The sequence below is a fragment of the Paenarthrobacter sp. TAF1 genome, assembly GCF_052113825.1.
Taxonomy (GTDB): domain Bacteria; phylum Actinomycetota; class Actinomycetes; order Actinomycetales; family Micrococcaceae; genus Arthrobacter; species Arthrobacter nicotinovorans.
The window spans coordinates 291,502-305,145 of record NZ_JBFRDO010000004.1 but is presented as its reverse complement, the minus strand read 5'-3'; the positions used below and the strand labels follow the sequence as shown (position 1 = coordinate 305,145).

General features: G+C 64.1%; 9 protein-coding genes. 5 read left to right on the top strand and 4 right to left on the bottom strand.

Going from position 1 to position 13,644, the window contains the following annotated elements:
- The first annotated feature begins 9 nt into the window (after nt 1–9).
- Together hemL and AB4Y81_RS07580 are read left to right on the top strand one after the other, a co-directional pair.
- Nucleotides 10–1,323, top strand: a complete 1,314-nt coding sequence (gene hemL, locus AB4Y81_RS07585) for a glutamate-1-semialdehyde 2,1-aminomutase (protein ID WP_018776503.1) — start codon at nt 10–12, stop codon at nt 1,321–1,323.
- Between the two features lie 156 nt (nt 1,324–1,479).
- Nucleotides 1,480–2,700 (top strand): glycoside hydrolase family 3 N-terminal domain-containing protein, encoded by a 1,221-nt coding sequence (locus AB4Y81_RS07580; RefSeq protein WP_441995618.1) that lies wholly within the window; start codon nt 1,480–1,482, stop codon nt 2,698–2,700.
- 108 nt (nt 2,701–2,808) lie between these two features.
- On the opposite strand, the gene AB4Y81_RS07575 is transcribed toward AB4Y81_RS07580, so the two are convergent.
- From AB4Y81_RS07575 to AB4Y81_RS07560, 4 genes are all read right to left on the bottom strand, one after another.
- The gene (locus AB4Y81_RS07575) at nt 2,809–3,546 is read right to left on the bottom strand and encodes an amino acid ABC transporter ATP-binding protein (protein ID WP_018776500.1); all 738 of its coding nucleotides are present in this window, start codon (nt 3,544–3,546) and stop codon (nt 2,809–2,811) included.
- The gene (locus AB4Y81_RS07570) at nt 3,543–4,307 is read right to left on the bottom strand and encodes an amino acid ABC transporter permease (RefSeq protein WP_441995617.1); all 765 of its coding nucleotides are present in this window, start codon (nt 4,305–4,307) and stop codon (nt 3,543–3,545) included. Before AB4Y81_RS07570 ends, AB4Y81_RS07575 begins: the two co-directional genes overlap by 4 nt.
- 12 nt (nt 4,308–4,319) lie before the next feature.
- Complete coding sequence (locus tag AB4Y81_RS07565; RefSeq protein ID WP_441995616.1) at nt 4,320–5,270, bottom strand: transporter substrate-binding domain-containing protein; 951 nt, start codon at nt 5,268–5,270, stop codon at nt 4,320–4,322.
- Nucleotides 5,271–5,589: 319 nt separating this feature from the next.
- Complete coding sequence (locus AB4Y81_RS07560; protein WP_441995615.1) at nt 5,590–6,300, bottom strand: 3'-5' exonuclease; 711 nt, start codon at nt 6,298–6,300, stop codon at nt 5,590–5,592.
- Between the two features lie 66 nt (nt 6,301–6,366).
- On the opposite strand from AB4Y81_RS07560, the gene AB4Y81_RS07555 reads away from it, so the two are divergent.
- Genes AB4Y81_RS07555 through AB4Y81_RS07545 form a run of 3 tightly spaced genes read left to right on the top strand, consistent with a single transcriptional unit; the run spans nt 6,367 to nt 13,624 of the window.
- Nucleotides 6,367–6,783, top strand: coding sequence for an MGMT family protein (locus tag AB4Y81_RS07555; protein ID WP_441995614.1), 417 nt, complete (start codon nt 6,367–6,369; stop codon nt 6,781–6,783).
- The gene (locus AB4Y81_RS07550) at nt 6,780–10,127 is read left to right on the top strand and encodes an ATP-dependent helicase (RefSeq protein ID WP_441995613.1); all 3,348 of its coding nucleotides are present in this window, start codon (nt 6,780–6,782) and stop codon (nt 10,125–10,127) included. The genes AB4Y81_RS07555 and AB4Y81_RS07550 overlap by 4 nt, the downstream gene beginning before the upstream one ends.
- On the top strand, nt 10,124–13,624 hold the full coding sequence (locus tag AB4Y81_RS07545; protein WP_441995612.1) for an ATP-dependent helicase: 3,501 nt from the start codon (nt 10,124–10,126) through the stop codon (nt 13,622–13,624). The genes AB4Y81_RS07550 and AB4Y81_RS07545 overlap by 4 nt, the downstream gene beginning before the upstream one ends.
- Nucleotides 13,625–13,644 lie beyond the last annotated feature (20 nt).

Here is a 13,644-nt window from a genome sequence, read left to right as displayed (position 1 = left end):
ATAGGAACCATGACGTCAAACACCCCTGTGTCCGATCAGCTCTTCGACCGCGCACGGTCCCTGATGCCCGGCGGCGTGAACTCGCCGGTGCGCGCCTTCGGCTCCGTGGGGGGAAACCCGAAGTTCATGGTGTCCGCCAAGGGTGCCTACCTGACCGATGCCGACGGGCAGGAGTACGTTGACCTGGTATGTTCGTGGGGCCCTGCATTGCTGGGCCACGCGCACCCGGCCGTGCTCGACGCCGTCCACGCCGCCGTGGATAGGGGACTGTCCTTCGGTGCGTCCACCCCGGACGAAGCCAATCTGGCCGAAATCGTCAAGGAGCGCGTCTCCGCCGTCGAGCGCCTGCGCATGGTGTCCACGGGCACCGAGGCGACCATGACCGCAGTGCGCCTTGCCCGCGGCTTTACCGGCCGCAACCTGATCATCAAGTTTGCCGGTTGCTACCACGGCCACCTGGACGGTCTGCTGGCAGCGGCAGGCTCCGGCGTCGCAACTTTGGCTTTGCCGGGGTCCGCCGGGGTCACCGAGGCTACCGCGGCGGAGACTTTGGTGCTGCCGTACAACGACCTCGACGCCGTCGAGGCCGCGTTCGCTGCGCACGGCAGGAACATCGCTGCCGTCATCACCGAAGCGGCGCCCGCCAATATGGGTGTTGTCACCCCCGGTGAGGGCTTCAACGCCGGGCTGTCCCGCATCACCAAGGAACACGGTGCCCTGCTCATCCTCGACGAGGTCCTCACGGGATTCCGCACCGGCTACGCCGGCTACTGGGGACTGACAGGCCGCCAGGAAGGTTGGGCCCCGGACCTGCTCACCTTCGGCAAGGTCATCGGCGGTGGAATGCCGACGGCGGCACTCGGCGGCCGTGCCGACGTCATGGACTACCTCGCTCCCGTGGGCCCGGTGTACCAGGCCGGCACCTTGTCCGGAAACCCTGTGGCCATGGCAGCGGGCGTCGCGACCCTGAGCCATGCAACTCCCGAGGTCTACGCCTACGTGGATGCCCGATCACTGGAACTCTCAGCCGCACTGTCCTCCGCGCTGGACGCTGAAGGGGTGGACCACTCCATTCAAAGGGCAGGCAACCTGTTCTCCGTTGCTTTCGGTACCTCGGCCCACGGTGTGCACAACTACGACGACGCCCAGGGACAGGAGAGCTTCCGCTACGCGCCGTTCTTCCACTCCATGCTGGACTCGGGCGTGTACCTGCCGCCGTCGGTTTTTGAGGCCTGGTTCCTGTCCGCGGCCCATGACGATGCCGCGATGAACCGCATCATCGAAGCCCTCCCTGCCGCTGCGAAGGCGGCTGCCTCGGCCTAGTCCGTCCCATGCCCCGGGCAGTTGCGACCGGCATTTACGGTCTGCAATTGCCCGGGGCATTGCCGTGCCCGCTCAGGGTAGGCTCGTAAGTGGAAACCCAACCCCAACGAATTACGGTTTACCATGCGCAAGTCCCACACAATTGCATCCCTCAGTATGAGCATCGTCGCCGCTGGAGCCTTCGTCGCCATCGCGTCAGGCTGTTCAACCGGGACAGGATCGGGCGGGGCATCGTCCGCAGCCGGAACGTCGCAGGTGCCCGCCTCATCGCAGCCAAGCCCGGCGACGGCCACACCTTCCCCGACGACTTCCGCTGCACCGGCACCCACGGCCGGGACGCCGTCACCGGCCGAGCAACAACTTGCGGCGTTAAGCCTTGAGCAGCGTGTCGGGCAGCTGTTCATGGTGGCGGCCAAGGCTACGGGCGCCGAGCCGGGCACCATGGAAGCGCTGAAAAAATACCATGCAGGGAACGTGTACCTCAGTGGGCGAAGCAAAGCCGGCACTTCCGCCACGGCTGCCGTCGTTTCCTCGCTGACCGGGACCGTTTCGCCGGCGACCACCGGCGGTGTTCCCCTGTTTGTCGCAACTGACCAAGAGGGCGGATTTGTCCAGGTTCTCTCCGGGCCAGGGTTCTCCACCATTCCCACAGCCTTGGTGCAGGCATCATCGGGTCCGGCGAAGATTCGGGCCGATGCCGCGGTGTGGGGGAGGGAGCTTCTCGGCGTGGGTGTCAACGTCAACCTTGCTCCTGTTCTGGACACCGTGACCAGTGCTCAGTTTGCACCCTCCAACGGTCCCATTGGCCATTTCCAACGTGAGTACGGCTTTGCGCCGGAGACTGTCTCGGAGCTGGGAAACGCCTTCGCCGATGGCATGAAGGACGCAGGGGTAGCGCCGGTGGTGAAGCACTTTCCGGGTCTGGGACGTGTTGTGCCAAATACCGATGTCACCAGCCATGTGCGGGACAGCGCTACAACCCGCACAGATCCTGCCTTGGGGCCTTTCAAGGCAGCGGTCGCGTCGGGCACCAAATGGGTCATGATCTCCAATGCCTATTACGACAAAATCGATCCCGCCAATATCGCACCGTTTTCGCCCATGGTGATGGACACGATGCTGCGCGGAGATATCGGATTCAAGGGCATTGTCCTGTCGGATGACCTGTGCAGCGCGGCGCAGTTGGAGGCCTGGTCAGATGCCGACCGCGCGCTGAACTTCTTTGGTGCCGGAGGAACCATGCTGGTCTGTGCTGATCCCGCCAGCATTCCGGCGATGCACCAGGCTGTAGTGAAGAAGGCCCAGGCGGACCCCGCCTTCCGCGCCAAGGTGGACGCTGCCGCCCTGACGGTGCTGCGGATCAAGAACGGCCAGTAGGACCGGCGCACGAGCAGTAAAAAAGCCCCGCCCTTCCAGCGACGGGCATTGGCATGATCGTCGGGAAGGGCAGGGCTTCTCTGCAGTTCGGCTTGAGGACTTCCGGGGTCAGAGAACGTCCGAAAGGAAGCCTTGGAGGCGTTCCGTCTGCGGGTTGGTGAACAGTTGCTCCGGGGGACCGGACTCCACCACCACGCCGGCGTCCATGAAGGTCACGATGTCGGAGACGTTGCGGGAGAAGCCCATTTCGTGGGTTACCACCACCATGGTCATGCCTCCCTTGGCCAGGTCGGTCATGAGGGCGAGGACGCCCTTCACCAGTTCCGGGTCAAGAGCGGACGTGGCCTCATCAAAGAACATGACCTCTGGCTTCATGGCCAGTGCACGGGCAATGGCAACACGTTGCTGCTGACCTCCGGAGAGGTTGGCAGGACGTGAATCGGCCTTGTGCTTCAAACCCACAAGGTCGAGCTGGGCCAGGGCTTCATCGCGGGCCTGCTCCTTGGACATGCCGCGGAGTTTCCGCAGGGCCAGGGAAATGTTCTCGGCCACTGTTTTGTGCGGGAACAGGTTGAACTGCTGGAAGACCATGCCGATGCGGCGGCGAAGCTCGTCGGGGTTGTCCTTCAGCACCGAACGGCCATCCAGAAGGATGTCGCCTTGGTCCGGCTCGATCAGCCGGTTCATGACACGCAGCAGTGTCGACTTACCCGAGCCGGAAGGTCCGATGACCGAGGCCGTGGTGCCCTTCTCAACATGGAGGTCGATACCGCGCAGCACATGGTTGCTGCCGAACGACAAATGGATGTTCTTCGCGGTCAGCGTCCCTGAAGCGAATTCACTCATGCCTGTGCTCCTTTTCCAACCACTGCGGCTGCCTCATCCGGTTCCTTCTTCTCCGGGCGGCCGGCGCGCATGCGGGCATCGATCCAGTTCACGAAGTGCGTGAGCGGGATCGTTAGTGCCAGATAGAAAATCGCTGCTGCAACGTACGGTGACAGGTTGCCGCTGTTGGCTGCGGCATCCTTGCCGATCTGGAAGATTTCCCGCTCGGTCGCCAGCAGGCCAAGCATGAAGACCAAGGACGATTCCTTGATCAACGCAATGAACTGGTTGACCAAGGCCGGAAGGACGCGGCGGATACCTTGCGGCACCACCACCAGGCGCATGGACGAGCTGTAGCTGAAGCCGAGCGCCCGCGTGGCCTCGAGCTGGCCCTTGTCAACGCTCTGGATACCGGAACGGAAGATCTCGCCGATGTACGCGCCGGACATCAGCGACAACGCCGCGATGGCCATGGGGTACGGGCTGGTGGATCCGGTGAGTTCGCGAATGATCGGACCGAAACCGAAGCCAATCACCAGGATGGTCAGCACTGGCGGGAGCCCGCGGAGAATGTCCGTGTAAATGCGGGCTACCCACCGTGCTGCCGCGTTCCGGGAAATCCCCATCAGGGCAAGCAGCATCCCGAGGGCGGTGCCAATGATGCCCGAGACGACAGCCAGGACGATCGTGTTGGGCAGGCCAACGGCGAACATCTTGGGAATGACTTGGCCCATCGCCTCCCAGTCAAAGAAGGTATCGGCTAATTGATTGAGGATATCCATGGAACGCCTTGGTTACTTGGCCGGGAGCTGGACGGCCTTGCTGCCCGGCTTCCAGCCCTGGGGGGTCTGCTCTGCGGCAGTCGGACGGTCCTTGTACCACTCGGCCGTGAGCTTTGCCCAGGTGCCGTCAGCAATGACAGCATCCAGGCCGGAGTTCAAGGCGTCGATGAGCGGCTTGTTGTCCTTGTTCACGGCGTAGGCAGTGAAGTTCTGGGTGTTGACAACCTTCTCGGCGATCTTGGTGTTGTCGCCTTCCTTGACTTGGCCTTCGGCCTGCTGCGACGGGGCAACCCATGCGTCGATCTGGCCGTTCTTCACGTTGCCGTAGACGGTGTTGTAGTCAGGGAAACGTACCGGCTCGATCTTGAGGGTGTTCGTCATGTAGTCGTCCTGGACCGTGCCCTGGACAACGCCGATGCGGAGGCCTTCCTTGATGTCGCCGAAGCCGGTGATCTTGGAGTCGCTCTTGGTCACGACGGCCATGTAGCCGAAGTCGTAACCGTTGGTGAAGCCAACAGTCTTGCGGCGGGCGTCAGTGGTCGAGATCGAGGAGGATCCGACGTCGAACTGCTTGTTGCCCACCTGGGACAGCAAAGCGGAGAAATCGGTGGAAGCGAACTCGACCTTGAGTCCCAGCTTGTCGCCGATGGCGCGCAGGAGCTCGTTGTCGTAACCGGTGAACTTGCCGGAAGGATCGATGAAGATGTTCGGCGGGGCGTCGGACAGGGTGCCTACGCGGATGGTGCCGTCGGTGATGAGGCCGAGCTTGGACTTGTCGAGCTTGTCCAGGGGAGTAACGTCGGCGGTAGTGAAGCTGTCCAGCGACTTCTGGTCGCTGCCGGCGAGGGCGTCAGTGGCAGTTCCGCTGGGCTCGGAGCTTCCTCCGCCGCATGCTGCCAGGGAAATCACCAGGGCTGCGGCCACGGGGGCAACAGACAGCCACTTAGGGGCTTTGAATTTCATGAAGAAAATCACTTTCATCGGGTCACGGAGACGTTTCGCGGTGGGCGGGGAAACGGCAGCAATACAAAGGTTGGCTGTCCTAGCAGACTTCAACCCGCCAAACTTAATTATGTCACCAGCCCACAAGGGCGCCGTGAATCGAAGAAATGGTTGCTCACCCTCGATTTTCCCGAAGATCGTTCCCGTTGGAGCTGAATAGCAAGCTGACTGTTCCGGTTATGGCTCCGCGGGTGGAATTCACGCCTGAACTACGGGGCACCCGGGGGTTCCCGAAAAACGTGTGACATGCGTCGCAGAAAGCCTTTACCGGGGCCGGGGGCTAGAAACCGCCGCGGCTGGCGTCCACCGGAGGAAGCACCGGCCACTCACCCTCAATGACGGCAGTGGGCTTGCTGCGGCGCAGGTACTGCTGGAAATCCGCGGCCTGGGATGCGGCCCAGTCTACTTGCAGCTGGTGCAGCTTGGAGGCCGGCATCTGGAGTTTGGGAAACTTGCCGGCCATGGCATCCAGCACCCGGAGCGTGGCGAGGGCGTCGGCGGCAGAAGTATGCGCGTTGGTCAGATCAACCCCGTACTCCTCGCACAGGGCGGTCAGTGTGCGCTTGCCCTTGCGGTACCGGTCAACCTGCTTGTTCATCACATAGGGATCGAGCACAGGGAAGCGGCTCAGCTGGGGAACGCCGTAGCGGGCGGATTCGGCCGCCAAAACGGTGAAGTCGTAACTGGCGTTGAAAGCGATAACCGGAGTTCCGACGTCGAACAGTTCCTGGAGTACCCCGGCGACCTCGCGCGTAACCTCCGCCGCCGGCCGCCCTTCCGCCCTTGCCTTCTCCGTGGTGATGCCGTGCACTTCGCTGGCTTCAGCGGGGATCTCTACGCCCGGATCCGCCAGCCATTCGTGTTCCGCGATGAGTTCCCCGTGGTCGTCCACCACGGTAATGGAAGCGGTGACGATCCGTGCGGAACGGGAGTTCTTCCCAGTGGTCTCGAGGTCGAATGCGGCGCGGGAGAGGGTGTTCCAGGAGCTCATGGTTTTCACGGTACCGGCTGGCACCGACACTACTGGGTAGGACACTCCTGCCGTTAGGCTGAACACATGCGGATGGAGTACGTAACGGCGGTCCTGGCCGTCGTGGACCTCGTTCCGCCTGCTTCGGCGGTGTCCTACGGCGACGTTGCCGAGCTCCTCGGTTCGGGTGGGCCGCGGCAGGTTGGTGCTGTTATGAGCCACTACGGCAGCGCCGTGGCCTGGTGGCGGGTGCTGCGGGCAAGCGGAGAAGCGCCTCCCGGCCACGAAGCCGACGCTCTCCGGCACTATCTGGAAGAATCCACTCCGCTGCACGGTGTGTACCGGGCGTTCCTGCTGACCGGCGAAGGCAGGTGGCGCGTCGATCTCGCGGCGGCCCGATGGGCGCCCACGGACGGGGATTTTGATCAACTTGATGTGATCTCCGACCAGTTGGAGCGTCGACTCCATATATTGTCGGTACCCGATGATGAAATGACTGTGTGACCGCGACTCCTGCCAAACCCCGCCCAGCATCCGCAGCCCTCCGGCTGCTGCCGCCGCGGCAAACCCATTACGCGGCCCCTGCCTTGTCTCCCGACCAGCTCGCTGTGGTCTCCCTTCCGCAGGGGAGCGGGCCGATCCTCGTGCCCGGCGGTCCTGGAACCGGCAAATCCACCGTACTCGTGGAGTCAGCTGTCCGCCGTGTCCGCGAGGACGGGCTGGACCCCGAAGAGATCCTCATCCTTGCCCCGGGCCGCCATGCGGCCGCTGCCCTGCGCGACACCTTTACGGGTCGGCTGGACCGCAGCCTCAGTACGACGCCGGCCCGCACCTGGGCGTCCTATGCTTTCGATATCATCCGGCGCGCCAAAGCTGAAGGTGTCCTGCCGCTGGCGCGGCCCCCCAAGCTCCTCTCCGGTCCTGAGCAGGATCTCATCATCAAGGAGCTTCTGGAGGGCCACTCGCGTCCGGGCTTCCAGTTGCCCTGGCCGGATGACCTGGCCGCGGCGCTGCCCACCCGGGGCTTCCGCCATGAAATCCGCCAGTTGTTCGATCGGATCATCGAGTCCGGACGTACAGCTGACGATCTGGTTGGCCTGGCCTACGAGTGCGGAAGACCCGACTGGATGGCCGCCGCAGAACTCTACAGCGAATACAGGGACATCCTCGATCTCCGTATGCCGGAGGCCTTCGACCCCGCCGGGATCATTACCACTGCCCGGCAGATATTCCAGGACTCCCCGGACTTCCTGGCTGAAGAGCGGCGGCGCCTTCAGTTGTTCCTGGTGGACGACGCCCAGGAATCCAACCCCGCGGTGTTCGAACTCCTGGCTGATGTTGCTGAGGGCAAGGACGCGGTGGTGACCTACTCCCCGGATACCGTGGTGCAGGGTTTCCGTGGCGCACGGCCGGATCTCGTAGCGGAGCTGCCGGCACTCCTGGGCGGTCCGGAGCGGGCCGTCCTGGAACGGCCCCTGTCCATGACGCACCGCCACGCTCCTGCGGTGGCTGAGGCCTGGTCCAGGGTAGCGGCCCGTATTTCGCAGCGTTCCGGCGGTCAGTTGGCGAGGCAGATGGAACAGCCCCCGCACCCCGGGGCTGAAAATACGGCACTTTTCCCCGAGGGCAGGGTGGAAGGCCACGTGCTGCCCTCCGCCGTTCACGAGATGCGTTACGTCACCCAAAGAATTCTTGAAGCGCAGCTGCGGGATGGCCGCGAATTCAGCGACATCGCGGTGATTGTCCGCAATGGCGGGCAAATCTCACAGTTGCAGCGCTACTTGGGTGGACAAGGCATTCCGGTGCGGGTTCCGGTGGCAGACTCTGCTGTTCGCGACGAAGTCGCAGTGCGTCCCCTTCTTGAAGCATTTGCCGTTGTGTTGGACCCGGTCAAGCTGACCCCCGAGACCGCTGTATCACTCCTGACCTCCCGCATCGGCGGGGCTACGGCCATTGAACTGCGAAGACTCCGTCAGTCACTGCGGCGTGAGGAACTTCTTGGAGGTGGCGGCCGGTCCAGCGACGCGCTGTTGGTGGAGGCCCTGCTTGAACCGGGTGCGTTGGCATCGCTGGGTATCGAGGGCAGTGCTGCCCGACGACTCGCTCGAACAATCTCGGCCGGTGTTGCAGCCGTCGCCGAGCCCGGAGCCAACGCCGAATCAGTTCTCTGGGCGTTGTGGCAAGCCACGGGCTTGTCCTCACGGTGGGCCGAAGCAGCCTTGGAAGGCGGTGCCGCCGGGGCCCGTGCCGATCGGGACCTTGACGCGATGATGGCGCTCTTCCACACTGCCGAACGTTTCGTGGACCAGCTTCCTGGCTCAGGGCCGGAGCAATTCCTTGACTATTTGCTGAACCAGGAGCTGCCAATGGACACGCTGGCAGCACGCGCACAACTTGAAGACTGCGTGGAAATCATGACCCCCGCCAGTGCTGCCGGGCGGGAGTGGCCGGTGGTGATTGTCGCCGGCCTCCAGGAAGGTGTCTGGCCAAATACCCGCTTGCGCGGCGAACTCCTGGGCAGCACGGTGTATGCCGATGCCGTGGAGCACGGGGTGGATTACGCCCTGGGCCGGGGACCGCTCAGCCGGCTCCGGGATATCCGGTACGACGAACTGCGAAGCTTCTCCACCGCCATCTCACGTGCACGTGAGGTCCTGATCTGCACGGCCGTCTCCTCTGAGGATGAGCAACCGTCCGCATTCCTGGACTATGCGGCTCCCTTGGGCCAGGGGGAATATAAACGCAGTTACACCCCCGTGGACCGCCCCATGACTTTGCGGGCCCTCGTGGCGGAACTCCGGCAGCACGTCCAACTGGACGAGTCCTCAGGCCAGGAGCCGGCGGCTGCGCAGGAGGCCGCCCGGATACTGGCCAGGCTTGCCAGCTCGGAGCCCCCGGTTCCTGGCGCGGATCCGGACACCTGGTGGGGCCTGGCGCCCCTGAGTTCCATGGACCCGGTTGTACCCCCGGGCGGCACAGTCTCCGTTTCACCGTCCAAAGTGGAAGCGGTCCACAAATCCCCGCTGGACTGGTTTGTCCAGGCCGCCGGAGGAGAGGCGGCGACCGATTTCGCACGCAGCCTGGGCACCCTTGTCCACAGCATTGCCCAGGACCTGCCCGAGGCTTCGGGCGGAGAGTACGTGGCCGAACTCGTCCGCCGTTGGCCTACGTTGGGGATGAAGGACAACTGGGAGGGGCGGCTGGACTTCCAGCGGGCTGAGCTCATGGTCCGGAAACTGGCCCAGTATGTCCTCATTATGCGAAGCGAAGGCAGGAGCCTTCTTGCGGTCGAGCACGACTTTGAAGTCCAGCTTCCTGACGTCAGGCTTGATGCGGTATCCGCCGGGGACCTGGACCCCGAAGGCCTCCAACGTCATGCCGTGCTCCGCGGTCAGGTGGACCGGTTGGAGCTTGATGCCGAGGGGCGGCTGGTCGTCGTCGACCTCAAAACCGGAAAGCGCCAGCCGGGCAAGGCAGAAGTCGCCAACCATCCGCAGTTGGGCGCTTACCAGGCGGCAGTTTTGAAGGGTGCGTTCCAGGACGCCGCGCCGTCCGGAGAAGAACCTGGTCCCGGGCTCCCCGCAGAAACGACGAAACCTTCCATGCCCGGGGGCGCTGTGCTGGCCCAACTCGGTACCAAGACCAAGAGTCCGGCTGTTCAGCAGCAGGACCCCCTGGAGTCCGGTGATAACTGGGCTGAGGCCTTGGTCAATGAGGCCGCAGCGTTGATGGCCGGCGCAACGTTTGAAGCACGGCACGATCCAGGCAAAAGCAGTCATGGCGGACATGGTTGCCGTCTTCCGGACATTTGCCCACTGTGCGCGCGAGGAAAGCAGGTTACCGAATGAGCACTGAACTCCTGGACGGTGTGGGGGCCTCCACATTCGATGGCGGCGCGGGTATCCCGGAGCCCCGTTTTACGCCGTCGCAGCTGGCGGACATCCTGGGCGAGAAGAACCACCCCACGTCCGAACAGTCGGACATCATTTCTTCCGCACTGACGCCGCGTCTGGTCATTGCCGGAGCGGGTTCCGGAAAGACCGCCACCATGGCCGACCGTGTGGTGTGGCTTGTCGCCAACGGCTGGGTCCGCCCGGAAGAGGTCCTGGGCGTGACGTTCACCCGCAAGGCTGCTGGAGAACTGGCCAGTCGAATCAGGAGCAAGCTGGCCACACTCCAGCGGGTGGCCGCCGAAGACGATGGCACCATCGGATTCCCGGCGGACCTGCTCGGCGCTGATGATCTGGAGCCCAGGGTTTCCACTTACCATTCGTACGCAAGCGGAATTGTGTCCGACTACGGCCTGCGGTTGGGGATAGAGCGTGATGTCGTCCTGCTGGGTGGCGCGCAGTCCTGGCAGTTGGCCAGCGAAGTCGTCGAGGCCTACGACGGCGACTATGAGCACTTCACAGCCGCAAAGTCGACGTTGGTCAACGGTGTCATCCAGTTGGCAGGTGAATGCGCCGAGCATCTCCAGGACCCGGCCATGGTGCGTGAATGGGTGCTCGAACGGGTGCAGGGATTCGAACAGCTTCCCTACGTGGCCGGAGCTAAGAAGAACCCGACACAGGCCGCCGGGGAACTGGCGGCGATGCTCCGGACCCGGGCCAGCGTGGCTGACATGGTGGTCCGGTACCAGGAGGCCAAGCGCCAGCGCGGGGTCCTGGACTTCGGGGACCTGGTGGCTCTGGCTGCCCGGATTGCGCGGGACATCCCTTTGGCAGCCGCCACGGAACGCGCGCGGTATAAGGTGGTTCTCCTGGACGAGTTCCAGGACACCTCGCACGCCCAGTTGGTTCTGTTTTCGCGGCTCTTCGGCCAGGGCCACGCCGTCACCGCTGTCGGTGACCCCAACCAGTCCATCTACGGATTCCGGGGCGCTTCGGCCGGTCAGCTCTTCCATTTCGTGCAGGAGTTCCCGGTCGTTCACAAGGCGGCCGGGGAAGATTCGACGTCGTACGCCGTGGCACCTACGTCCTACCTGACCACTGCCTGGCGGAACGGAAGGAACATCCTGCAGGCAGCCAATACCATCGCCGCGCCCTTGAACAAGGCTGCGGGCGCCGGCGCAGCGGCGGGGGAGGAAACGGACTCCGGGACCGTCTCCGTCCCGCCGCTGGTACCCAGTCCTGCCGCTGTTGACGGCAGCGTGGTCATCGGGCGGTTCGGAACTGATGAGGACGAGGCTGCCGCGATCGTCCGCGATGTCCGGCGTTACCAGCGGACTGTGTTCGAAGAAGAGGCCGACGGTACGCCGACGAAACCGACCATGGCGGTTTTGTGCCGCCGGCGCGCCCAGATGGAGTGCCTCCGCCGCGAGTTCGAACTGCAGGGAATCGCTTACGAGATCGTCGGCTTGGGCGGACTGCTGGACACCCCGGAGGTCGTGGATGTTGTGGCTACCCTGCGCGTCCTGGCTGATCCAGGACGTTCTGATGCCCTGATGAGGTTGCTTGCCGGGGCACGCTGGCGGATTGGTCCGGCGGACCTGATGGCTTTCAGCGACTGGTCCAGGTTCCTCGCCCGGCGTCGGTCCGCCCCGGACGCACAAGGTGAAGCGAGCGAAACCGACGAGGAAGCATCGGCCGTGGTGGTGGAAAGCGATATCACCGACGCCGCCAGCCTGGTGGAGGCTCTTGACTACCTGCCCAAGCCGGGGTGGACTTCCGGCCATGGAAGGAGCTTGAGCGGTGCGGCCTTGGATCGCCTGAACACCCTTGCCGCGGAACTGCGCTCCCTGAGGAGTTTCATCGGCGATGACCTCACCACGCTGCTGGGCGAGGTGGAGCGGGCCATGCTCCTCGACATCGAAGTTGCCGCCAAGCCGGGGGTCAGCATTCATCAGGCGCGACGAAACCTGGATGCCTTCCAGGACGCCGCGGCGAACTTCCTCCAGACCTCGCAGCGGATCGACCTTCTGGCCTTCCTGTCCTGGCTGGAGGCAGCCGCCTCCGAGGAAGGCGGCCTGGACGTCGCACCGCCGGAGACCAACCGCGAAGCCGTGCAGTTGCTGACCGTCCACGCCTCCAAGGGCCTGGAATGGGACGTGGTCTTCGTACCCGGCCTCAACGCAGGTTCGTTCCCCAGCAACAGGGACTCCCGGTGGAGCACCGGCGCCGCGGCATTGCCGTGGCCCCTGCGCGGAGATCGCGCCGACCTTCCTCAGTGGGACCTTGACCAGTCCGACCAGAAGGGCTGGCTGGATGCAGAGAAGGACTTCAAATCGGAAGTCCAACACCATGGTGAAGCTGAGGAACGCCGCCTTGCCTACGTTGCTTACACGCGGGCAAAGTTCGTCCTATGGGCCTCCAGCGCAGCGTGGAATGGTTCGCGCTCGGGGATAGCCGGGATGTCCGCCTTCCTTTCGGAGCTGGCGCCGCTTGCCGGGCTGGGGCAGGAAGGCGACGGACGTTGTGGCATTGCCGCGCAGGCCGACGTCCACCCTGATTCCGTGTCAGAAGAAGCCTTGCCCGACACCAGCCCTTTGACGACTTCGCTGGAGATAGCCCAATTTCCCTACGATCCTCTTGAGGGACCGTCCGACCCGAGGACCGGAGCCCGCCTCAGGCTGGCGCCTGGCCGTCGGGAGGCCATGGACCGGGCCGCAGCAATGGTGCGGGCATACATGGAAAATCCCGACATTGAACATTCCTCGCCCCCCTTGGGCGGTGCGGCCGGAAAGTGGTCGCAGGAAGCTGAGCTCTTGCTGGACCGGCAAAGGCGACGGAAGGCAATCCACGACATCCATCTGCCCAGCCATATCTCCGCGTCACTTTTCGTGGACCTCGGCGACAACCCTGCGGCCGTACTGTCCCAGCTCCGCAGGCCTGTTCCCCGGGAACCGGGAATCTCGGCGCGCAAGGGTACAGCGTTCCACGCCTGGGTGGAGGAGTACTTCGGTACGACAGGAATGCTGGACCTCGACGAGGCACCCGGCTCGGACTCGCACATTGATGAGGCCTATGGGCTGGATGACATGGTGGCTGCGTTCAGGCAGTCCGAGTGGGCGCAGCGTGCTCCGGCCTTCGTGGAGGTGCCCGTGGAAACCCGTATCGGTGACGTGGTTGTCCGCGGCAGGATCGATGCCGTGTTCCGTGACGCCGATGGCCGGTGGCAGTTGATTGACTGGAAAACCGGACGACGTCCGGCAGGAAGACAACTGGCAACGCGCGCGGTGCAGCTGGCCGTGTACCGGCTGGCGTGGGCGCGGCTCAAGGACGTGCCCCTGGAGGAAGTCAGCGCAGCGTTCTACTACGTGGCCGAAGACGCAGTGGTGCGCCCGCATGATCTGGGCAGCGCCGAGGAACTTGAACAGATCGTTGCCGAGGCCTTGAAAGCCAAGTGAGGTCCGGGCGAGGACAAATG

Excerpts from the sequence above, each read along its gene's own strand:
- AB4Y81_RS07580 (WP_441995618.1), top strand. The coding sequence starts at position 1,480 with ATGAGCATCGTCGCCGCTGGAGCCTTCGTCGCCATCGCGTCAGGCTGT.
- AB4Y81_RS07565 (WP_441995616.1), bottom strand. The coding sequence starts at position 5,270 with ATGAAATTCAAAGCCCCTAAGTGGCTGTCTGTTGCCCCCGTGGCCGCA.
- hemL (WP_018776503.1), top strand. The coding sequence starts at position 10 with ATGACGTCAAACACCCCTGTGTCCGATCAGCTCTTCGACCGCGCACGG.
- AB4Y81_RS07575 (WP_018776500.1), bottom strand. The coding sequence starts at position 3,546 with ATGAGTGAATTCGCTTCAGGGACGCTGACCGCGAAGAACATCCATTTG.
- AB4Y81_RS07545 (WP_441995612.1), top strand. The coding sequence starts at position 10,124 with ATGAGCACTGAACTCCTGGACGGTGTGGGGGCCTCCACATTCGATGGC.
- AB4Y81_RS07555 (WP_441995614.1), top strand. The coding sequence starts at position 6,367 with ATGCGGATGGAGTACGTAACGGCGGTCCTGGCCGTCGTGGACCTCGTT.
- AB4Y81_RS07570 (WP_441995617.1), bottom strand. The coding sequence starts at position 4,307 with ATGGATATCCTCAATCAATTAGCCGATACCTTCTTTGACTGGGAGGCG.
- AB4Y81_RS07560 (WP_441995615.1), bottom strand. The coding sequence starts at position 6,300 with ATGAGCTCCTGGAACACCCTCTCCCGCGCCGCATTCGACCTCGAGACC.